The organism is Hymenobacter cyanobacteriorum (assembly GCF_022631375.1).
Taxonomy (GTDB): Bacteria; Bacteroidota; Bacteroidia; order Cytophagales; family Hymenobacteraceae; genus Hymenobacter; species Hymenobacter cyanobacteriorum.
The window spans coordinates 244,919-266,319 of record NZ_JALBGC010000001.1 but is presented as its reverse complement, the minus strand read 5'-3'; the positions used below and the strand labels follow the sequence as shown (position 1 = coordinate 266,319).

General features: G+C 60.9%; 23 protein-coding genes. 16 read left to right on the top strand and 7 right to left on the bottom strand.

From position 1 onward, the window contains the following. Positions 1-27 precede the first annotated feature (27 nt). From murC to ftsZ, 4 genes are all read left to right on the top strand, one after another. On the top strand, positions 28-1,425 hold the full coding sequence (gene murC, locus MON38_RS01230) for a UDP-N-acetylmuramate--L-alanine ligase (protein WP_277881333.1): 1,398 nt from the start codon (positions 28-30) through the stop codon (positions 1,423-1,425). A gap of 144 nt (positions 1,426-1,569) precedes the next feature. Further along, the gene (locus MON38_RS01225) at positions 1,570-2,328 is read left to right on the top strand and encodes a cell division protein FtsQ/DivIB (protein WP_241934312.1); all 759 of its coding nucleotides are present in this window, start codon (positions 1,570-1,572) and stop codon (positions 2,326-2,328) included. Between the two features lie 84 nt (positions 2,329-2,412). Continuing rightward, complete coding sequence (gene ftsA, locus MON38_RS01220) at positions 2,413-3,840, top strand: cell division protein FtsA (RefSeq protein ID WP_241934311.1); 1,428 nt, start codon at positions 2,413-2,415, stop codon at positions 3,838-3,840. A 138-nt stretch (positions 3,841-3,978) separates the two neighbouring features. Beyond that, the gene (ftsZ, locus tag MON38_RS01215) at positions 3,979-5,475 is read left to right on the top strand and encodes a cell division protein FtsZ (RefSeq protein ID WP_241934310.1); all 1,497 of its coding nucleotides are present in this window, start codon (positions 3,979-3,981) and stop codon (positions 5,473-5,475) included. A gap of 55 nt (positions 5,476-5,530) precedes the next feature. On the opposite strand, the gene MON38_RS01210 is transcribed toward ftsZ, so the two are convergent. The 5 genes from MON38_RS01210 to MON38_RS01190 form a co-directional block, all read right to left on the bottom strand. Continuing rightward, positions 5,531-6,046, bottom strand: coding sequence for a YdcF family protein (locus tag MON38_RS01210; RefSeq protein ID WP_241934309.1), 516 nt, complete (start codon positions 6,044-6,046; stop codon positions 5,531-5,533). 78 nt (positions 6,047-6,124) lie between these two features. Further along, positions 6,125-6,958, bottom strand: a complete 834-nt coding sequence (locus MON38_RS01205) for an FkbM family methyltransferase (RefSeq protein ID WP_241934308.1) — start codon at positions 6,956-6,958, stop codon at positions 6,125-6,127. A 46-nt stretch (positions 6,959-7,004) separates the two neighbouring features. Continuing rightward, positions 7,005-8,096 carry an acyltransferase family protein gene (locus tag MON38_RS01200; RefSeq protein ID WP_241934307.1) on the bottom strand — a complete coding sequence of 364 codons (1,092 nt, stop codon included), beginning with the start codon at positions 8,094-8,096 and terminating at the stop codon, positions 7,005-7,007. A gap of 133 nt (positions 8,097-8,229) precedes the next feature. Further along, positions 8,230-8,964: a YebC/PmpR family DNA-binding transcriptional regulator gene (locus MON38_RS01195; RefSeq protein WP_241934306.1), complete on the bottom strand. Its 735-nt coding sequence runs from the start codon at positions 8,962-8,964 to the stop codon at positions 8,230-8,232. A gap of 132 nt (positions 8,965-9,096) precedes the next feature. Next, entirely contained in the window at positions 9,097-9,630 is a 534-nt protein-coding gene (locus tag MON38_RS01190; protein WP_241934305.1) for a hypothetical protein, read from the bottom strand. 112 nt (positions 9,631-9,742) lie between these two features. On the opposite strand from MON38_RS01190, the gene MON38_RS01185 reads away from it, so the two are divergent. After that, positions 9,743-10,651 carry an arginase family protein gene (locus MON38_RS01185; protein WP_241934304.1) on the top strand — a complete coding sequence of 303 codons (909 nt, stop codon included), beginning with the start codon at positions 9,743-9,745 and terminating at the stop codon, positions 10,649-10,651. Between the two features lie 97 nt (positions 10,652-10,748). On the opposite strand, the gene MON38_RS01180 is transcribed toward MON38_RS01185, so the two are convergent. After that, positions 10,749-11,762: an MBL fold metallo-hydrolase gene (locus MON38_RS01180; RefSeq protein WP_241934303.1), complete on the bottom strand. Its 1,014-nt coding sequence runs from the start codon at positions 11,760-11,762 to the stop codon at positions 10,749-10,751. A 206-nt stretch (positions 11,763-11,968) separates the two neighbouring features. On the opposite strand from MON38_RS01180, the gene MON38_RS01175 reads away from it, so the two are divergent. Beyond that, the gene (locus MON38_RS01175; protein ID WP_241934302.1) at positions 11,969-12,784 is read left to right on the top strand and encodes a DUF4097 family beta strand repeat-containing protein; all 816 of its coding nucleotides are present in this window, start codon (positions 11,969-11,971) and stop codon (positions 12,782-12,784) included. A gap of 188 nt (positions 12,785-12,972) precedes the next feature. Here the strand turns inward: MON38_RS01175 and MON38_RS01170 are convergent, their stop codons facing one another. Next, entirely contained in the window at positions 12,973-13,245 is a 273-nt protein-coding gene (locus MON38_RS01170) for a Rho-binding antiterminator (protein WP_241934301.1), read from the bottom strand. Positions 13,246-13,299: 54 nt separating this feature from the next. Here MON38_RS01170 and MON38_RS01165 point away from each other — a divergent pair, with 54 nt between their 5' ends. The 10 genes from MON38_RS01165 to MON38_RS01120 all read left to right on the top strand — a co-directional run bounded on the left by MON38_RS01165 (position 13,300) and on the right by MON38_RS01120 (position 21,345). Beyond that, the gene (locus MON38_RS01165; protein ID WP_241934300.1) at positions 13,300-14,439 is read left to right on the top strand and encodes a hypothetical protein; all 1,140 of its coding nucleotides are present in this window, start codon (positions 13,300-13,302) and stop codon (positions 14,437-14,439) included. A gap of 209 nt (positions 14,440-14,648) precedes the next feature. Next, entirely contained in the window at positions 14,649-16,427 is a 1,779-nt protein-coding gene (gene hutU, locus MON38_RS01160) for a urocanate hydratase (protein ID WP_241934299.1), read from the top strand. Between the two features lie 161 nt (positions 16,428-16,588). Next, the gene (locus MON38_RS01155; protein ID WP_241934298.1) at positions 16,589-17,164 is read left to right on the top strand and encodes a hypothetical protein; all 576 of its coding nucleotides are present in this window, start codon (positions 16,589-16,591) and stop codon (positions 17,162-17,164) included. 102 nt (positions 17,165-17,266) lie between these two features. Then, positions 17,267-18,109 (top strand): NADPH-dependent F420 reductase, encoded by an 843-nt coding sequence (locus MON38_RS01150; protein ID WP_277881330.1) that lies wholly within the window; start codon positions 17,267-17,269, stop codon positions 18,107-18,109. 287 nt (positions 18,110-18,396) lie between these two features. Next, the gene (locus MON38_RS01145; protein WP_241934296.1) at positions 18,397-18,999 is read left to right on the top strand and encodes a hypothetical protein; all 603 of its coding nucleotides are present in this window, start codon (positions 18,397-18,399) and stop codon (positions 18,997-18,999) included. A 21-nt stretch (positions 19,000-19,020) separates the two neighbouring features. Next, complete coding sequence (locus MON38_RS01140; protein WP_241934295.1) at positions 19,021-19,323, top strand: nucleotidyltransferase family protein; 303 nt, start codon at positions 19,021-19,023, stop codon at positions 19,321-19,323. After that, entirely contained in the window at positions 19,313-19,651 is a 339-nt protein-coding gene (locus MON38_RS01135) for a HepT-like ribonuclease domain-containing protein (RefSeq protein WP_241934294.1), read from the top strand. Before MON38_RS01140 ends, MON38_RS01135 begins: the two co-directional genes overlap by 11 nt. Positions 19,652-19,767: 116 nt before the next feature. Continuing rightward, positions 19,768-19,989, top strand: coding sequence for a hypothetical protein (locus MON38_RS01130; RefSeq protein ID WP_241934293.1), 222 nt, complete (start codon positions 19,768-19,770; stop codon positions 19,987-19,989). A 100-nt stretch (positions 19,990-20,089) separates the two neighbouring features. Then, complete coding sequence (locus MON38_RS01125) at positions 20,090-21,034, top strand: phosphatase PAP2 family protein (protein ID WP_241934292.1); 945 nt, start codon at positions 20,090-20,092, stop codon at positions 21,032-21,034. Between the two features lie 14 nt (positions 21,035-21,048). Then, positions 21,049-21,345, top strand: a complete 297-nt coding sequence (locus MON38_RS01120) for a hypothetical protein (protein ID WP_241934291.1) — start codon at positions 21,049-21,051, stop codon at positions 21,343-21,345. The last annotated feature ends 56 nt before the right edge of the window (positions 21,346-21,401 follow it).

Sequence of the window (21,401 nt, the reverse complement as noted above, 5' to 3'; positions counted from 1 at the left end):
TCTCAACTTTTAACTTTTAACTGACACTTGAACCAGTTCCCCTACGTTTTCTTCCTCGGCATTGGCGGCATCGGCATGTCGGCCCTGGCCCGCTGGTTCCGTGCCAACGGCCACCAGGTGAGCGGCTACGACAAAACCGAAACGCCCCTCACCCGCGCCCTCACCGCCGAAGGCATCGCCATTCACTACGCCGATGCCGTGGAGAACATTCCGGCTGAAATCCGCGAAAACCGGGCGCAGACGCTGGTGGTGCTCACGCCCGCCATCCCGGCCGACAGCGTGGAATGGGCCTGGTTGCGGGCCGAAGGTTACGACATTCGCAAGCGTAGCCAGGTGTTGGGCGTGCTCACCCAGGGCCGCTACACCATCGCCGTAGCCGGCACCCACGGCAAAACCACCACCAGCAGCATGGTGGCCCACCTGCTGCACCACGCTGGCCACGCCGCCGGGGCCTTCCTCGGCGGCATTTCGGTAAACCTCGGTAGCAACCTGCTGCTGCCCACCACGCCCGAAGCACCCATCGTGGTCGAAGCCGACGAATACGACCGCAGCTTCCTCACGCTATTCCCCGACGTGGCCATCGTGACCAGCACCGATGCCGACCACCTCGACATCTACGGCGACCAGTCGGCCCTGATTGAGTCGTTCCGCCAGTTTGTGGCCCAGATTAAGCCCGGCGGCACGCTGCTCCTCAACCACACCGCCGATGCCAGCGTGGCCGCCGCTGTGCCGCCCGGCACCCGCGTAATCCGCTACGGCCTCACGCCCGCTCAGGGCCCCGAGCTCTACGCCGCCAACATCACCGCCGAAGGCCACCGCTTCCATTTCGACCTGCACCGCCCCGAAAGCACCGTGCTTGGCCTGGAACTTGCGGTGCCCGGCTTCCACAACGTCGAGAATATGCTGGCTGCCGCCGCCGTGGCCCAACTGCAGGGCGTAGGGGAGGAGCCACTCCGCGCTGCCGTAGCCGCCTACCGGGGTGTAAAGCGCCGCTTCGAATTCGTGGTAACTGCCCCCGACAATGTTTATTTAGATGATTACGCTCACCACCCACGCGAAATCGAAGCCTTCCTGCGTTCGGTGCGGGCGCTCTATCCGACCAAGCGGTTGCGCGTGATTTTTCAGCCCCATTTGTTCACCCGCACCCGCGACTTTGCTGCCGGCTTTTCCAGGAGCTTAAGTATTGCAGATGAGGTGTTTTTGTTGGATATTTACCCCGCCCGCGAAAAGCCGCTACCCGGCGTAACCGCCGAAATGCTACTGGCTGAAATCACCGCGCCAACCAAAGCCCTCGTGACCAAAGAACAAGCCCTCGCCGCCGCCCAAACCGACACTTCCTTCGACGTGCTGGCCACGGTAGGAGCGGGGGACATCGACACACTGGTGCCGCAGCTTAAACTGCTGCTAACTGAACGATGGAAGTAGTTAATAAACAGTTTAATGGGACGTCATGCTGAGCGCAGCTGAAGCATCTCGCGTGTGTTAGTAACCAAATTAGTAACAGTACGCGAGATGCTTCGGCTGCGCTCAGCATGACGTTCAGCATACCAACCCCCGCCCACCCCCATTTTGGAACGCACCGTTAGAAACTTACTCGTAGCTGCTGCCTGCCTGCTGGTGCTGGGCGCCCTGGGCGCTTTCGCCGCCGTGCGCCAGGCCAACCGCGCGGTCGACGCCGTGAAGGTGAACATTGCCAACGAGTTCGATAACTACTTCATCTCCGAGCGCGGCGTGACGGCCCTGCTCACCAAAGGCGGCAAAGAGCCCGTCATCGGCACGCAGCCCGAGGGGCCGCGCCTGCGCGTGCTGGAAGCCCGCCTGAAGGCCCACGCCTTCGTGCGCGACGCCCAGGTGTACCGCGACCTGGCCGGCAACCTGCACGCCGACGTGCGCCAGAACCGTCCCATCGCCCGCCTCACACACCCCGACACCCGCCTCGATACTTACGTCGACGCCGAAGGGCGCGCGCTGCCGCTTTCACCCCTGTTTACGGCCCGGGTAGCCACCGTGGCGCGGCCCGGCGGGGGCAGCCTGCCAAGTGGATTTTTCCAGGACAGCACCGGGCGGCGCTACCTGGAGTTTTTGCGCTACGTCGACGAGCATGAATTCTGGAAAGCGCAGGTTTCGGAGGTGTTTATTGAGCCCGGCGGCAAGCTCTCGTTCACGCAGCAAGTGGGAGACCAACGTATCGAATTCGGGCTCCCCGAAAATATTTCGGAGAAATTCGCCAAGCTTATGGTATTTTACCGTCAAATTCCGTCAGTTTTGGGGTGGGACACTTACCACCGCGTAAACGTCGAATATCAAAATCAGATTATTTGCGAATAGCAATTGGCTGAAAAATAGGCTTTTAAGCCCAAAAACCTCACTCCCAACCCACCGCTTTTTCACTGCTCGCCAGCACCGCATCCTATGCAACAAGACAAAATCGTCGTCGGGCTCGACATTGGTACCACAAAAATCTGCGCCCTGGTGGGCCGCAAAAACGAGTTCGGTAAACTCGAAATCCTGGGCATGGGCAAAGCCGTGTCGGAGGGTGTTTCGCGGGGCATCGTACTCAATATTGACAAGACCGTAGATGCCATTAAACGGGCCATTCGGCAGGCCGAAGAACAGTCCGGAATTAGCATTGGAGTGGTAAACGTCGGCATTGCCGGCCAGCACATCAAGAGCCTTCAGCACAACGGCAGCATCACGCGCAACTCGCACGACACCATCGGGCCGGACGACGTAGCGCGCCTCACGCAGGACATGTACCGCCTCGTGACCCAGCCCGGCTCGCAAATCATCCACGTGATGCCGCAGGACTACAAAGTGGACTACGAGGAAGGAATTTCCGACCCCGTGGGCTACGAAGGCGTGCGCCTGGAAGGCAACTTCCACATCATCACGGCCCAGAGCACGGCTATCAACAACATCAACAAATGCGTGACCAAGGCCGGCCTCGAAATCGCCGACCTGATTCTCGAGCCCCTCGCCAGCTCCATGTCCATCCTCTCGGAGGAGGAGAAGGAGGCCGGCGTAGCCCTGATTGACATTGGCGGCGGCACCACCGATTTGGCGGTGTTCAAGGATGGCATCATCCGCCACGCGGCGGTGCTGCCTTTCGGTGGCAACATCATCACGCAGGACATCAAAACCGGCTGCAACGTGGCTCCCGGCCAGGCTGAGCAGCTGAAGGTGAAGTTCGGCAAAGCCATTGCCCAGGAAGCCAGCGACTACGAAATCGTGAGCATTCCCGGCCTGCCCAACCGTCCGCCGAAGGAGGTTTCGCTGAAAAACCTGGCCTACATCATCGAGGCCCGCATGTCGGAAATCATGGAGCTGGTGTATGCCGAAATCTACCGCATGGGCCTGCACGACAAACTGTCGGCCGGCATTGTGCTCACTGGCGGCGGCTCGCAGCTGCAGAACCTGGAGCAACTCACCGAGTACATCACCGGCCTCGACACGCGCATCGGCTACCCCAACCAGCACCTCGGCAAGAGCCGCATTGAAGCGGTGAAATCGCCGATGTACGCCACCACGGTGGGCCTAGTGCTGTCGGGCTACCACTCGCTCGATGAGCGGCAGATTTCGCGCCCCAGCTACGAAGAGGAGCAGGTAGCTACGCCATCGTACTACAGCGCGCCTTACGCCGCGCCAGCCGCGGCTCCCGTAGCCCCGACTGCGCCCGCGCCGGTCGAAACGCGCGTTGCAGCTGCTGCTCCGGTAGCTCCGGCCCCCGCGCCGCAGCCCGCCAAGCCGAAGGAGCCCGGTGCCGCCAGCCGTTTCTTCAAGGACATCATCACCCGCACCAAAGGGTTGCTGATTGACGATTACGACGATAAATCTTATTAAGCCTGTTGAATTGGCGGATTGTTGAATTGGTGAATTAATTGGTCAATAGTTGGTGAAATAAATTATTTCTTGCCGGCTATTGACCAAGAGCATTTGCAGTTTGACAATTCAGCCATCCACCCGTTCAACCATTCCATTATGAATTACAAATTCGATATTCCCGCCCAGAGCAAGTCCATCATCAAGGTGATTGGGGTTGGCGGCGGTGGCTCCAATGCCGTGAAGCACATGCACAAGCAGGGCATCAAGGACGTGGAGTTTATCATCTGCAACACCGACCACCAGGCGCTGCAAAGCTCCACGGTGCCCAACAAGCTGCAAATTGGCGTTGACCTAACCGAAGGCCTCGGCGCGGGTGCCAAGCCCGAGCGCGGCCGCCAGGCGGCCATTGAGAGCAAGGAGCAAATCCGCGACCTGCTCAACCAGGGCACCAAGATGCTCTTCATCACGGCCGGCATGGGCGGCGGCACCGGCACCGGCGCGGCCCCCGTTATCGCACAGGTGGCGCAGGAGCTGGGTATCCTCACGGTAGGCATCGTGACGGCCCCGTTCATGTTCGAGGGCAAGAAAAAGCGCCAGCAGGCCGAAGAAGGCATCAAAGCCCTGAGCGAGCATTGCGACACGGTGCTGGTGATTCTCAACGACAAGCTGCCGCAGATTTACGGCAACCTGACGATGGGCGCCGCCTTCGCCAAAGCGGACACCGTGCTGACCACGGCCGCCAAGTCCATTGCCGAAATCATCACGGTAACGGCCGATGTGAACGTCGACTTTGAGGACGTGAAAACGGTGATGAAGGACAGCGGGGCCGCCGTAATGGGCAGCAGCGTGACCGAAGGCGAAAACCGCGCCCGCCGCGCCGCCGAGGAAGCCCTGAACTCGCCGCTGCTCAACAACACCGACATTCACGGCGCGCAGCGCATCCTGCTCTCCATCATGTCGGGCGTGGAGCACGAACTGGAAATGGACGAGCTGACGGAAATCACCGAGTACATCCAGGAGAAAGCCGGGCAGGACGCTGAAATGATTTTCGGCCACGGCATCGACGACAGCCTGGGCCAGAGCATCCGCGTGACGGTAATTGCCACGGGTTTTGCCCGCGACGCGCACTCCATCACCACTCCCGCAATGGGCGGCAACTCGCACGAGCCGGTAGCGGCCCCGGCCCCGGTGGCGGAAACGCCCCGGCCAGAAACTGCTCCTGCTGCGCCCGCTACTTCGGCCCCGTTTGTGCCCAGCTTCGGCACGCCGGAACCGGCCCGGGTGATGCACGATTTGAACGGCCCTTCGGCCCACAACGCGCCGCCGCTGGCCGGCATCCCGGCCAGCGCCCCGACGGAGCCCGTGCTCACGTCGAGCGCGCCCGCGCCGGTGCCGGCTGCTGGTCCGGAGGCCCACCGCCCGCGCCCGGCCATGGATGCGCAGGCGCTGGAGCGTCGCCGCCGCCTACAGGAGCTGAGCAATGGCCTGCCGCCCGAGGCCGTGAGCCAGTATGACACGCCTGCCTATCTGCGCCGCCAGGTGAAGCTGGAAAACGTGGAGCCCAGCTCGGCCCAGAACATCTCACGCTTCAACTTATCGGATGATAACGAGCTGCTGGGTGATAACAGGTTTCTGCACGACAACGTGGACTAGGTAATTGGTCGATTTTTATTAAAAAGCCTCCGCTGAAATTTCAGCGGAGGCTTTTTTATTCTGTATAATAAGCGACGAATTCGCGCAGTAGCGCATAAGCGTCCCGGAGTTCGAAGTATTTCGGACTCACACCACTGAGGGCATTGAAATGCTGCTTACGAAACAGCATTTTGGTTCTGGTAAGATGGAAGTATTGAGAGACAACCAGTACACTCCGGAAATTTAAGCTGTCTTTTAATCGGAGCGTGTTTTTTACGGCAGCGAGCGTATTATCGCCGTGGTTGTCAACAATTATTGCCGTGTCGGGCACACCCTGTAGGACCAGGAAATCCTTCATTTTGCTGCCTTCCAAAAACCCTTCTTTTCCCAAGCCGCCGCTGACAAGCAGCTTTTTAGCCCGGCCCTTAAGATAGAGTTGGAGGCCGCATTCCAATCTCCGCTCCAGCCGGGGCGACAGTGTTCCGTCTTCGTTGACTTTGTTGCCCAGTATAACGGCTATATCGGCGGTTTTCCCTTCATCAGTTAACCCGTCAACGATGACATAAGCGGTGTGGCCGACGAACCAGACCACGAGAATTGTCAGGCTGATTTTTAGGAACCGATACAACGTGCGTGACGAAAGAAATTGCTCAGGAGCGGAGAGTAGCGGCTAGCTATTGGGTGTGGCGTAGAAATCGAAGTGCTTGTACTTCAGCATATCTTCTTTGCGCTTGATGGGAATGATTTCCGTGGTGGCAACGAAGTCGGTGAAATAGAAGAGGGAATAGCCGAGGGACTCCAGCAGGTTGAACTGCTCAAATTTTTCCTCGTCGGAGTTCTTGCCGAAGCATTCGGAGATGATGACGGGCTTGTATTTGGTGATGAGGCTGGAAATGGAGCGAATGATTTCCTTGTCGTAGCCTTCGGTATCGATTTTGATGAGCTTGAGCTTCGGGAGAAAATCGGGGTATTCCTTTTCCAGAAAAGACTCCAGATTTACGCCTTTGATTTTCGTGCTGAGGGAGTATTTACCGTGCTTGTTATTCGGCGTTTTGGAGATGCCGCCGTTGTTGAACGAGGCTTCGGAGGAGTTGTAGTAGAACTCGTCGTCTTGCTCGGAGATGGCGAGGTTGTGCGCGCCGATTCGGACCAGCTCGGGGTTGAGCGTGGCGTTGCGTTGCAGGATTTCGAAGACGTAAGGGTTGGGGTCGAAGCCGAGGGTGAGGCCGGTGGGGCCGGTGGCCAGGGCCATTTGCACGGTGGTGTGGCCGATGTTGGCTCCGATGTCGATAGCGAAGTCGCCGGGATGGAGGAATTTCTTGAAAAAGTCGACCGTCTCCTTGGTGAATACCTTCTTTTCAACCAGCGGATTTTCCCAGTTGGCAAACTGCACCTGCCCGTTGCCGATGCCGGGGATGGCAAACGTATCGAGCACCATGGGGTGCTTTTGGGTGATGCGGCGGGCCATTTTCCGCTTGAAGGAATTGATGAGGTAGTTGAGCATAGCTTGAAAGGCTGGTCGGTGAAAGCCGGAATTACGAGGTGCAAACTTACGAATAGCGCAGCCGGTCCTTCACGCGGTTCAGCGGCGCTTCGAGCCAGGCCCAGGAGGCGGCGGCGAGCAGCAGCAGCAGGGGCGTGAGCAGCAGCACCGTGGGCAGCGGGCTCAGCCACAACTGGCGGGTGGCAGCAGCGGAGAATACGTGGTACACAGCCCGCTGGTAGAACACCACTAGCAGCAAATGGTAGAGGTAGCAGCCATAGCTGCGCAGGCCCACCCATTGCAGCACCGGGTGTTGCAGCAGGCGGGCGCTGCCAGTGGCGGCCGGTCCGGCTAGTTGCACGGCCCAGTTGAGCGTGACGACCGAAGCCAGCCCGCCGACGGTGGTGGAAATCAGCAGCCAGATATTGTGCAGATTAGCTACTTCCAGCAAGCCCCAGATACCGGCCCAGGCGGCCCAGGCCAACAGCACCCAGCGGCCGCGTGCTAATTGACGCACCCAGGGCTGCGGCTCGATGATGCGCAGCACGCCGCCGAGGGCAAACATATCGAGGCAGGCGGGCAGCAGCACAAAGGTGAGCGTGGGCGTGATGTGCAGGCTCCACCAGATGCGGAACAGGACGCTGGCGGCCACCACGGTCAGCAGCGCGCTCACGCGGCGGCCCAGCAGGCCCAGCAGCAGCGGCCAGATCAGGTAGAACTGCTCATCGACGGCCATAGTCCAGTAGTGGCCCACGCCTTCGCCCCAGTGGCCCAGGCGGTAGAACAGCAGGTTGGAAACCGGCAGGATGAACCAGCCGGGGTACTCGCGCAAGGTAGCCAGCGGCAGCAGCGCGCCCAGGGCCAGCGCCAGGTAATAAGGCGGCAGAATGCGCAGCATGCGCCGCTGGTAGAAAGTGCCCAGCCGGCTGAGCCAGCGCCCGGGCGCGCCGGGATGCACCTGCTGCTTCCAGACGATGCCGGAGATGAGATAGCCGCTGAGCACGAAGAACGGAATGCGGCCCATCTCACCCAGCGGGAAGCCCGGCAGCGTCCAGTGGGCCAGTACCACCAGCCACACGCAGATGGCCCGGATGCCGTTGAGGCCGGGGCGGTAGGCGAGGAGCGCGGGGGATGTGAGCGTAGGGCTGGCAGGTGTCAAAACAGAACGTCATGCTGAGCGCAGCCGAAGCATCTCTACCGCGCAAGTAATCCAATTGATTGGGGTTAGTATTGCGGTAGAGATGCTTCGGCTGCGCTTAGCATGACGTTCCTCCGGGACAATTGCCCTCGACCTAGCCCACCGTGTGGTACACGGCCTGCACGTCCTCGTCGTCTTCGAACTTCTCGATGATGGTCATGATTTCGTCGAGCTGCTCGTCGGTGAGCGACACGGTGGTGTTGGGCACGCGCTGCAGGTTCACGCTCACCACGTGGCGGCCCTGGGCTTCGAGGGCCTTTTGCATCTGGCCGAAGTCGGTGAAGGCGGTTTCGACCACGATGAACTTGTGCTCGGCGCCGTGCTCGTCCTCCTCGGTGGTTTCGTACACGTCTTCGGCCCCGAAATCAATCAGCTCCAGCTCCAGCTCGTCGCGGTCGAGGCCCTCGGCGGCCAGCTTGAACACGCCCTTGCGGGTGAAGGTATAGTCGCTGCTGCCGGCGGTGCCGAGCGTGCCCTCGTTGCGGTTGAAGATGAGGCGCACGTTGGATACGGTGCGGGTGGGGTTGTCGGTAGCGGTTTCGATGACGACGGCCACGCCGTGGGGCAGGTAGCCTTCGTACACCACTTCGGCGTAATCCTTTTCTTCCTTGCTGCTGGCACGCTTCACGGCGGCTTCCACGCGGTCCTTGGGCATGTTCACGCCCTTGGCGTTTTGCATGGCGGCACGCAGGCGGGCATTGGTGTCGGGGTTGGGGCCGTTTTCCTTCACGGCCATCACGATTTCCTTGCCGATGCGGGTAAAGTCTTTCGACATTTTATCCCACCGCTTCATTTTGCGGCCTTTTCTGAATTCAAACGCGCGTCCCATTTAGGTCAATTAACAAGTAACAATGAGCAATTAACAATGCCGTGGCGGTGGGCTGGTGGGCCAGCCGGGCCGAAACGGGCCGCAAGTTAGCCAGCAGGCGCGGGGGTGGCAAAAATGGCCGCGTAATGCAGGCTAGCGGCGACGCTTTTTGCGGGGCGCGGGGCGGGGTGATGGGGCCGGCACGACTACCGGCGCGGCCACTGCCTCAGCCGGCGCGGCTTCGAGCTCATACACGCCCTGATTGCCGGCGGGGTAGCCCAGAATGGTGAGCGTGAGGTGGCGGCCGGTGGAATCGAGGCGCGCGGTGCCGCGCTGCACATCGGGGCCCTTCTGGTCGCGGAAGGCGAAGCGGATGCTGTCGCCGGCCAGCGCATAGGTGCCGTCCTGGCTGAAGGAGACGGTGCGGGTGCCCAGCGCTAGGGTCAGGCGCTTGGCGTAGGTGCCATCGGGGCGCAGCAGGAGGGTGCCGCCCACACCGCGCACGGCGGTGGGCTCGTTGGGGCTTTCGGCATCGAACACGGTGTAGCCGGTGTAGCGGTAGTGGCCGATGAGACGGAGCGGGGCCGGAGCTTGAACCGCTGTTGAGGTTGGCACCTGGGCGGCAGCCTGCCCGATGGCTACTGAGAGCAGCCCCAGCAGCAAAGCAGCGTTACGAACGAAGACCATAGACGGGATTGTCGGTGAACAGGGCGGGCTTGAGGCAAAACCGTACCACCTTTGCAGAGCCGGGTCCGGGCGCAAAAGTCGGCAGCCCCGGCCTAACTATTACGCTTTGCTAATGCCCGTTTTTCTCCGCGACCTCATTCGCCCCGCCGCCGAGCTGCCAGTAGCCGACGTCTGCCTCGTGGGCCTACCGCTCGATTTTGGCACCGTGCTCGAAGGCGGCCGCGCCGGGGCCGTGCACGCGCCCAATGCTATCCGGCGCGAGCTGCGCCGCTACCACAAAACCTACAACCTCGAGCACAACCTCAGCCTCGAAAACCTGCGCATTGCCGAAGCCGGCAACCTAAATCTGCGCCACACCGACCACGCCCGCAACCACGCCCACATTCGGGAGCAGCTGGCGGCGCTGCTGCGGCAGTACCCGCGCGTGGTGGTGCTGGGCGGCTCGCACGACGGCACCTACTCCACCGTGCGCGGGCTGTACGACGCCACCGGCGGGCAGCCGGTGGGCGGCCTCAACTTCGACGCGCACGCCGATGTGAAGGACAAGCCCGGCCTTATCAGCAGCGGCACGCCATTTGGCAAGCTGCTGCGCGAGGGCTTTCTGGCCGGGCCGCGCTTCTCGGAAATCGGCCTGCATTCCAACCTCAACACCTGCGAGGATATTGACTTCCTGCACCAGCAGCAGGCCACCATTGTGCCGCTGGCCCACGTGCAGAAAGACGGCATGGCGCTCTACGCCAGCCGGGCGCTAAGCCGCGCCACCAAGGAAGGCCCCGCCTTCGTGAGCTTCGATATTGATGGCTGTGCCGAGGCTTACGCGCCGGCCGTGTCGGCTCCCAGCGCCGATGGTTTCACGCCGCGCCAGGCCGTGGAGGCCGCTTTTCTGGCCGGACAAAACGAGGCGGTCCGGCTGTTCGAAATCGTGGAGCTGAACCCGCTCTACGACCGCGACAACCAGACTGCCCGCTTAGCCGCTACCATCATCACTGCTTATTTGACAGGAGTAGCCGGGAGCATGTAGAGACGCGACACTTCGCGTCTCGGCGTTGAACAGCTCGCGCCTGAGACTGGCGTGCGGACGCCGAGACGCGAAGTATCGCGTCTCTACAACCGCTCAATTAACTACCTACGCCACCTCGGTATAGCGGAGGAGTGGGCGAGGGGTATCGCCCGGCTTTCTGCGCTGCCTTGGCGGCTTTTTTATAGGCTTTCGATTTCCGGTGTTTGCGTCGGCCGCCGGTGAGCAGCCAGGCCGCGCCCGCCGCCAGCAGGCCGCCGCCGATGATGGCCAACTGCATGGGCAGCGGGTCTTTCGGGGCCGGCGGCAGGTATTCGACCCCGCTGGCATCGGTGCGGGCGGGCTCGTGCACGTAGCGGCCGTGGGCCGGAATGGGGTAGTTGTCGGCCAGGTGGTGCAGGCCGGCGGCAGCTTCCGGGCCGATGATGACCGGGCCGTGGCCGCAGCCAATGGCTTTGGGTTCGAGCGCGGCCAGGGTTTGGACGGACTTCCGCGCGGCCTCCCAGTCGTAGTTGAAGGGCGTGCCGGCGCGGCTGATGTCGGCCTTGCCTACCAGAATGGCTGGCACCGAGTCGTGGTTAGTAGTGGCGAAGGCATCGGCACCAATGAGCACGCGGTCGGCTTCGCGGAAAAAGGCAATTTGACCGGGCGCGTGGCCGGGCACGTGGAACCAGCGCCAGTTCATGAGGAAGGGCGTGCTGGGGTCGTCGGCATCGAGGGCCTGCACCCGGTCCTCCAGGTTGGGCAGCTGCGTGGGGAAAAAGCGGCTCATGAAAGCCAGCGAGCCGCCCACGGTGGGGTCGCGCGGCGGGTAAAGGGCCTGGCCGGTTACGTAGGGCAGCTCCAGAGGGTGTACGATGACGGGCACATTCCAATGGTCGGCCAGCTCTTTGGTCGAGCCCAGGTGGTCGAGGTGGCCGTGGGTGAGGATGATGGCCTCGGGGTGGGAGCCGGGGTAAAACAGCTCGTCGGCGGCGGCCAGGATGGTTTTCATGCTGCCCGGCAGGCCGGTATCAATCAATACCCACTCGCCGGGCGTGCCGGTTTCGACGAAATAAACATTGACAAAGCGCTGAATGCGCAACTGGGTGACGCCAGCGGCTACGGTATCCATAAGGCTTAGGGGATTTGGTGAGGGTGGGGAAGTCGGCTGGGAGGGAATACGGGAAAGGGGCGGGGGAGTGTTCCAAAAAAATATTTGGCCGGCCCGGTAACGAATCGACCCGAAGCCGGTAACCCCTTCGCCGCCACTTAGTGGGCAACCGGCACCGGCTGGCGCGCAACTGCTCTTTTACTTCTTCAACCTCACTTTTTACTCTCATGAAAACCCTGCTTTCTGCACTCGCCGTACTGGCCGCCTCGCTCGGGGCCAGCGCCCAAACCACCACCGAACCCAAATTCGAAACCACCTGCAGCAACAGCTCGTGGGGCCGCGGCGATAAGTCGATGGAGCAGTTCTGCGAAACCCGCGACCTGACCATGCCCGCTACCAACGGCCAGACCCTGACCGTGGACGGCGGTCCGAACGGCGGCATCACGGTGCGCGGCTGGGACGGGCCCAACGTCCGCATCCGGGCCAAGGTGCAGACCTGGGCCGCCAGCGAAGCCGCCGCCGCTACCCGCGCCCATCGCATCAGCATCGCCACGCAGGGCAACACGCTGCGCGCTTCCGACCCCGAAAAAGAGCAGAACTGGAGCGTGAGCTACGAAATTTTCGTGCCCCGCACCACTGCCCTGGCTCTGAACACCACCAACGGCGGCATCCACATCGAAAACGTGCAGGCCGCCATCCGCTTCGAAACCACCAACGGCGGCGTGAGCCTGGCCAACCTGGGCGGCAGCGTGAAGGGCGAAACCACCAACGGCGGCCTCAACATCAACCTCAGCGGCAGCCAGTGGCAGGGCCAGGGCCTCGACGTGAGCACCACCAACGGCGGCATTCACTGGAAGCTGCCCCGCACGTACTCGGCCCGCCTCGTGACGAGCACCAACATGGGCGGCATCCGCACCGATTTGCCGGTGACGAAAACGGGCATGTTCCGCAAGGAAGTGGAGGCCAACCTGGGCCAGGGCGGCGCCGTGGTGAAGGCCGTGACCACCAACGGCGGCATCAGCGTGGACCAGACGCGGGATTAGCGGGCGGCTGCTCTCTGTATTGAAGGACTGACAAGGAATAATAGCGTCCGTCATGCCGAGCGCAGCGAAGCATCTTTACCTCAATACTAATCCTTTCGATTGGATTGCGTTGTGCGGTAAAGATGCTTCGCTGCGCTCGGCATGACGGCCATTTTCGTTTGGCGCAGCGTCATACCGCCGCTGCCGCATCAGCAGCCGCAGCTGAAATCGGGGTAATCGGCGTAGAGCGGCGCGGGCGTGTCGTCGAGGCGGATGATATGGTCGAGCCGGATTTCCTCGCCCGATTTCAGCCGCATAAATTCCACCTTGTCGCGAATGAACAGGGTGTCAATCATGCCCGAGCCCAGGCAAAGCTGGCGCAGGTCGTTGAAATACTGCAGGTGGACGCGCCGGCGCTGGGTGGCGGCGGCTTCGAGGCGGTCGTAGAAATGACAGTCGATGGGCGTGTATTCGGAGGGCATGGGATGATGACAACTGTACTGCGGTATTCGTTTATTTGTCGGAAATCCTTTTCTATGAAATCCTTTCCTGTATTCTGTCTTTGCGTTGGTATGAGCTTCTACTCGCAGCTTGCCACTGCCCAAACCAAGGTAGCGGCCCAACACAGTAGCAGCGCTACCATGCGCATACCTGTGAGTCTTCCGCTGTATGCCACCCTAAATAAGTTGCCGCAACGGCTGTCTGCCGACGATTCGCTGGCCCGGCTGCTCTACGCCCGCAACCGGGTTCGGACGGTGACGGTGTTGGGCCCGGAAACTCCGTTTGGCCCCGACACTATTGAACATTTTGAACTGGACCGGCGGGGTAATAAAATCCGGATTGACCAGGCCCACGGTGGCCAAAGCCGGTTGCAACGCTTCGACAAGCACGGTAATTTTGTTGAACTGGTTCTGACCGCCGCGCGCTCTTTCCCTATCAGCACGCGGGTGGTCTACGACCCTCGAACGAAAGTAAATACCTCCTACGTCACCGTTGGTTTGGGCGAGCCTGTGCTGTGGCAGCAGGCGCAAGAGTTTCGAAAAGCGGACACTGCCTCCACGGAAGCGGTGTTTAAGCCGGTAATCGGGCTGGAAACCAAAGGCGCAAGCCGGTTTTTGTCCCGCAGCTACCCGACGGGCCGCGATACGCTGCGGATAGAGTTTATGGGCTTTGATGCGGCCGACCAGCTCATCGATTTCTCGGCAATGTACCGCGTTCAGCGGCAAAAGCTGGTAGTAGAAAACGGGTTTATTGACTTTGGAAAACTGCCCGCCCAGGAGCTGTGGCGAATCAGCCGCACCCAGCGTGGGCGCTACGTTCCCAACACGCGCAATGTATACGACCGGCAAGGGCGGCTGCTCCAAATGGTTAATACATGGGAGCCCACGCCGGCGCAGAAGCCTGTCTCCACCAACAACGACAACGCAACGACCACCATGCGAAGCGACCGACCATTTTCTGGCCGAACCGTTCAGTATACGTATGGGCCGGATGGCAAACTCCTGCGGACGGAAGACGCGCATCAGCTATTCCCGGGCGCTACTGTAGATGCGCGCCTGATGGTGCCAATTGTTACCGATTTTGAATACGCCCCCAACGGCTTGCTCCTTCGTAAATCCGATAATCGTTCTAACGGAAAGCGGGCTACCTATGAAGTGAAATACACCTACTTCTGAGCGGTTAAATAGCTGTAGCGAAGTTTGTAGCAACGCGGAGCGGAATAGAAATTGAATTTCCTGGGGCGTAAGAATAAAAAAAGTCTGAGCGACGAGATGGGTTGTTAAGCCGATGGGCTTTGCCCGGTTGTGGGGCATCGGGAGCGTATTTGATGGTGCTTCGCGCTACATTTTCCTAACTTCGCCGCACCACCCAAACCGCCCACCCAATGAATTCCACCACCGACCAGACCGCCGAGCTTAACCTCGAAGCCAACTCCCTCTCCACGGCCCCCGGCGCGCCCACGCCCAAGCCCGACGGCAAGCGCCCGATGTTCTACGAGTTTAAGCCCGAAGAAACCGTGAAGGCCAAGCACGGCACCGAATTGCGCTGCAAAACCTGGGAGGCCGAAGCTGCCCTGCGCATGCTGGAAAACAACCTCGACCCCGCCGTCTCGCTGGTGTATGATGAGCTGATTGTGTACGGCGGGGCCGGCCGCGCCGCCCGCAACTGGAAGGAATATCAGACCATTGTCAAAACCCTGAAGGAGCTGGAAGCCGACGAAACCATGCTGGTGCAGAGCGGCAAGGCCGTGGGCGTGCTCAAAACCTGGCCCCACGCCCCCCGCGTCCTCATCGCCAACAGCAACATCGTGCCCGCCTGGAGCACCCAGGAATACTTCGACGAACTCGACAAAATGGGCCTGATGATGTACGGCCAGATGACGGCCGGTTCCTGGATTTACATTGCCACCCAGGGCATTCTGCAGGGTACCTATGAGACGTTTGCCGCGATGGCGGATAAGCATTTTGATGGCAGCCTGCGCGGCACCATCACCGTCACGGCTGGCCTGGGCGGCATGAGCGGCGCGCAGCCCCTGGCCGTGACCATGAACGACGGCGTCTGTCTAGTCATTGAGCCGATTGATGAGCGGGTGAAGCAAAAAGTGCGCGAAGGCTACGTGGACGAGCAGGCTCGCGACCTGGGCCACGCCCTGGAGCTGTGTGAGCGCGCCAAAGCCGATGGCAAAGGCTGGTCGGTGGGCCTCACCGGGAACGCCGCCACGGTGCTGCCGCGCCTGCTGGAGTTGGGCTTCCAGCCCGAAATCGTGACCGACCAAACCTCGGCCCACGACCTGATGGACTACATTCCCGAAGGCGAGATAGGGGAGGTGCTGGCCTTGAAAACGGCTAACCCCGAGGAGTTCAAACGCCAGGCCCTGGCGTCCATTGTGAAGCACGTGGAGGCCATTCTGGAGATGCAGCGGCGCGGCACTATTGCCGTGGACTACGGCAACAACCTGCGCGGCCAGGCCGAAAAAGGAGGCCTGAACGTGCGCGACGAAAACGGCCAGTTCCTGTATCCCGGCTTCGTGCCCGGCTACATCCGTCCGCTGTTTTGCGAAGGCAAAGGCCCCTTCCGCTGGGCGGCCCTCAGCGGCGACCCGGCCGACATCCTGCGCATCGACCGCGCCCTGCTCGAAACCTTCCCCGACAACAAGCTCCTGGCCCGCTGGATTGAGAAGGCCCAAGCCAAAGTGCCCTTCATCGGCCTGCCGGCGCGGGTGTGCTGGCTGGGCTACGGCGAGCGGGAGAAGTTTGGCCTCGTCATCAACGACCTCGTGGCGCGGGGCGAAGTGTCGGCCCCCATCGTCATCGGCCGCGACCACCTCGACTGCGGCTCGGTGGCCTCGCCCAACCGCGAAACCGAAGGCATGAAGGACGGCTCCGACGCCGTGGCCGACTGGCCCCTGCTCAACGCCCTGGCCAACTGCGCCAGCGGCGCCGACTGGGTGAGCCTGCACAACGGCGGTGGCGTGGGCATCGGCAACAGCACCCACTCCGGCATGGTCATCGTAGCGACAGGAACCCCCGAAAAAGCCGAGCGCCTGCGCCGCGTCCTCACCACCGACCCCGGCATGGGCATCTTCCGCCACGCCGACGCCGGCTACGAGCTGGCCCAGGACGTGGCCCGCGAGCGCGGCGCCAAGATTCCGGGGCTGCGGTAGGAGCGGGCAGAGCCTAGAATCGCCAAGAAAAATGAACGTCATGCTGAGCGTAGCCGAAGCAGCTCTACCGCAAAAGCAAAATTGATTACTTGCGCGGTAGAGCTGCTTCGGCTGCGCTCAGCATGACGTTCACGTCAACAATTAACTACCCCCAACCGCTAATGAAAATCCTTTCCCGGCTAGCCCCCGTCTTCCTCGGCTTGGCTGCCTGCCAAAGCAACCCTACCACGCCGGCCACCCCCAGCGCGGCCCCCGCCACAACCAGCACAACAGCCTCTACACCTCTGCCAGCCGCCCCAAAGGCACCCGCCAACCCCGAGTACGCCGACGCCGCTACGTTCAGCATCAGCGGCCTGCCCGATAGCCAGCTGACCACCAAGGAGTTCACCCGCCAACTGGGCCGCCCCGATAGCATCGCCAAAGGAGCCGTAGAATGCGGCAGCCGCCTGGCCAACATTCCAATGGATGCACCCGACGGCGACTCCTGGTATTATGGCAAAACGATGTATGAGGTGAGCGGCACCCAGGCCGTTCTGTGCAGCTTCGACGTGACGACGGGCCGGTTTAAGGCCCGGCTCGGCAAGCTGGTGCTCGATAAAAATACTACGCTGGAAGCCGTGCGCCGCCTCTACCCGGAATCGGCCAAACAGGCCGACGAGCCAGCCGGCCCCGGCCGGACGGGTGAGGTCATGAGCCTGCCGTTTATCTTCAAAGGTGAGGGGTGGATGAATCCTTAAACCTGCTGTTCCAGAACGGCCGGTTGCAGGAGGTGGAGCTTTTCAGCCCCTGCTAGCGCTGGGCGAGAAAAACTGCACTGCCGAAAGCAGCTGATTGCCAGCTTGCCTCAATGGCTTGCCCCGGAAGCTAGCCGTCGAAAAAAGCAAACGCACGTACGAGACTGTTTAGCTACCTGCGGCAGCAATTCGCCGCCGCTCCACACGCTAAACATTCACACCATGAACATTGGAATCATCGGCGCCGGCCACATCGGCAGCGCCCTTGCCGTGCGGCTCGTCAGCCTCGGCCACTCGGTTAAAATCGCCAACTCGCGCGGCCCCGAAACCCTGGGCGACGTGGCCCAGAAAACCGGCGCGACGCCCGTTACGGCCGAGGAAGCGGCCAAGCACGGCGACATCGTCGTGGTCACCATCCCGCTGAAGAACATCCCCGACCTGCCCAAAGACCTGTTCGCCGGGGTGCCCGCCAGCGTGCCCGTCATCGACACGAGCAATTACTACCCCATGCTGCGCGACGGCAAAATCGCCGAGCTCGAAACCGGTGACCTCACCGAAAGCGAGTGGGTGCAGCAGCACCTGGGCCGCCCGGTGGTGAAGGTGTTCAACAACATCTACGCCGACCACCTGCAGAACAAAGGCGTGGCCGCCGGCACGCCCGGCCGCATCTCGCTGCCCGTGGCCGGCGACGATGCCGCCGCCAAGCAGAAAGTAATGGCCCTGGTAGAAGAGCTGGGCTTCGACGCTGTCGACGACGGCACCCTGCACGAGTCGTGGCGCCAGCAGCCCGGCACCCCGTCCTACGGCGCCGATATGCCCGCCGACAAGCTGCGCGAGCACTTCGCCAGCCTGGGCAGCCAGCGCACCGAGGCCCAGCACGCCGAGTACCTGGCTAACCACGCCAAAACGGAAGCAGCTATGGCCGCCCAAGGCATCCAGCTGAAATAGCTCGCTGCTAAAAACTGCCAAACCGAAAACGCCAGGCCGCACGGCCTGGCGTTTTTTTGTGCCCTCTGCGGTAGCGCCGGCCGCTGGCAGCCGCTTTTCGCAGCTCCGGCCCGCCTGCCGCCCGCTCCCAGTAGCGGCTTCTTGAGAAACTGGAGTAGCTTAGGGCTGCATTAGTTTCAGTAGCGAGGGAGTGAATTCACTGGGTAAAAAACCAAGTTATGCGAATTTTAGCAACGGTCTTATTATTCTGTATATCCGCTTGTTCAAGCCATGAATCTAAAATTCCGATGGGTTTCATTCAGCGGCGTGTTATTTTTAACCAAGATAGGTATCATCCTTTTCCGCATTGCGTACTTAAATTAATAGTGCCAACTGAATACGATACTTTATTGACTTGGATTGATAGGTCAGATAATATCGGCTCGGACATTGCAAAGTACCGGTTTACCAATTCGAAAGGATGTTTAATTCGGGAAAGCGGTTTTTTCAAAAAGGAGGATGGTTTTTGTAAGGATACATTGGATAGATTAACGATAGCGGCCCAGCAAATTTATGGTGATGGTCTGTGGACGGTAGAAGGATTAGATGAAATAGCTCGCAAGATTGATAAACGGGATAGCATCATCTGTAAAACAAAATCGTTGTGGCGAGAAAAAAAGATTGAAAGGATAAACGGGCTTCAGTTCGTGATTAGTAGCCGTAGAGGACCGGGACATCTGTTCTGCGAACCGTATGAACAATTGGGCGCACGTACTGAATTTGTGCAAGGCGGCAAACGGTGGAATCTATCTTTCGCATTTGAGTGTAAAAATAAAGACAGTCGAAATTTTAGAAAACGCGCCTACACCATTTTGCAATCAATTCAGATTGATACATTGGTGAATAATTAACGGATTTTCTCTAATCTACTCATGCTCCCCCTCACCGCCCACCGCCCCGCCCTTGCTGCCCTGTGCCGCCGGCACCACGTGCAGCGCTTGGCCGCCTTCGGCTCCGTGCTCACGCCTGCTTTCGGGCCGGCGAGTGATGTGGATTTCGTGGCCGCCTTCGAGCCCATGCCCGTGGAGGACTACGCCGATAATTACCTGGCTCTCAAATTCGCATTAGAGCAGGAGTTGCAGCGCCCCGTCGATTTACTGGAAGCGCAGGCGTTGCGCAATCCCTATTTCCGCGCCCAGGTGGAGGCCACGCAGCAGGTTATTTATGAACGTTGATATCCGCGCCTGCCTCTACGATGTGCAGCAGGCCATTCTTGAAATCGAAAGCTTCTTCGCGGGCCAGCCCATGCTGTTTGCCGCCTACCAGGCCGACGTGCGGACCCGACGCGCTACCGAGCGCAATCTCGAAATCATGGGCGAAGCCGTGGGGCGCATCCTCAAAGCCGACCCCACGTTTCAGCTCTCTAATGCCCGCCAGATTATCGCCACCCGCAACCGCATCATCCACGGCTACGATACCGTTTCCGATGAGATGGTTTGGGGCATCGTGGTGCGCCATCTGCCGCTGCTGAAACAGGAAGTTGACCAGCTACTGGAAGGCTAATAGCGCAATAACTGCGCTGGCTGATAGCTAAACGAAAATCCTTTATTTGAATCCCAATGTTTTTACTCGTCACTTTCGCAAAAGGCAGCCTGCTTTAGGTATCAACCTAAAGTCCCATGAAACGAGTTAAGCAACTCAAGAAAGCCTACGGCACTGTGATGAACGGCACACTTGTCGATTTTCCGGCCAAAATATCAAACGTGCAGTTGGCCCGCACCATCCACTGCAAGCAGGAATGCACTTATTGCTTTCCCCACGGTTGGGAAACTCATAACTCCACCGTTGTCAACCGGCAAAGAAGCTGGAAGCGCTTTCGGCATACGCAATGGAATGGTTAAAAAAACAATCGGCTGCTCCTAATTATTGGGGCGGCCGGTTGTTTTTTAACGCGTCCTTATTCGCTGGTCGTTTCAGTTTTGTATAACCGACCTTCGCCCCATGAAGCCTTGCCCTACGCTGCTACTCGCCGGGGCCTTACTGCTGAGCGCCGGCCCTGCCGCCCGCGCCCAGCAGGCCCCCTCGCCCTACACCACCCGCTTCGCCGTGGAGGCCCCCCTCACGGCCGGGCTGCTGGGCCTGAGCGGCACCGGACTGCTGCTGGTGCAGCACAAGCGCACCGCCACCGACGCCGACCTGGCCGCCCTCGACCGCGCCAATATCCCGGCCCTCGACCGGTTTTCGGCGGGCCGGTTCAGCCCCCGGGCCCAGCTCATCAGCGACGGCTTTTGCTACGGCACGCTGGCGCTGGTGCCCGCGCTGCTGGCCTTTCAGCCCAACGTGCACGGCCGCTACGGGCAGGTGGCCGGCCTCTACCTCGAAACCCTGAGCAGCACCGCCGCCCTCTTCACCCTCACCGTGGGCACCGTGTACCGCTACCGGCCCTACCTCTACGGCCCCGAAGGCGGCGAGCTGCGCCACGGCCCGGTGGCCACCGACTCGTTTTTCGGCGGACACACCGCCCACACGGCCACCGCCACCTTCTTCGCCGCTCAGGTTTTCCACGATTTCAACCCCGGCTCCCCGGCCCAGCCCTACGTGTGGGGCGCGGCCGCCGCCGTGCCCGCCGTGGTGGCCTACTTCCGCATCCGGGCCGGCAAGCACTTCCTCACCGACAACCTCGTGGGCTATGCCGTGGGGGCCACCGTGGGCATCATGGTGCCCCGCCTGCACCGCGACCCCGCCACCGCGTTCGACCCCGCCACCGTGCCCCCGCAGCGCTTCCTCGATTCGGCCGTGGGCGTGGGGGTCGGGGCGGCGGTGGGCCTCACGGCGCTGCACTTTTATAAAAAGCTGCACGGCACGGGTGTGTCGCTGGTACCCGTGCAGGGCCTGAACCTGAACGGCTACGCCTACGGCGGCGTGCGATTGGTAAGGGCGCTGTAGAGATGAGCCGCCGCATGAACGACCCCAATACGATGACGGAAATCTATAAAAACCTGCCCTGGATGTACAGTCTGCTGAAAGATGAGCCAGCGGGTGTTTACTACCTGCGGGTCGTCTGCGGCTCCAGTTACCTGTACGAAGTGTACCTGCGCCTCACTGAAGCAGAGGTAGTGGTATTTCTGCCTGCCGTTGCGGCCGGGCAGCCCGATACCCTGACGGAGTTGGCCAAACAGGTGATGTACCACGGCGGGCAAGGCATTCCGGGCCGCGAATACCGGCGCGAAGCGCGGCCCGAACCGCCGCAATCGTAACCGGAAAACCACCCCCGGCACCGCGCGAAAATTATGGTAGCTGGTTAACCATTGAT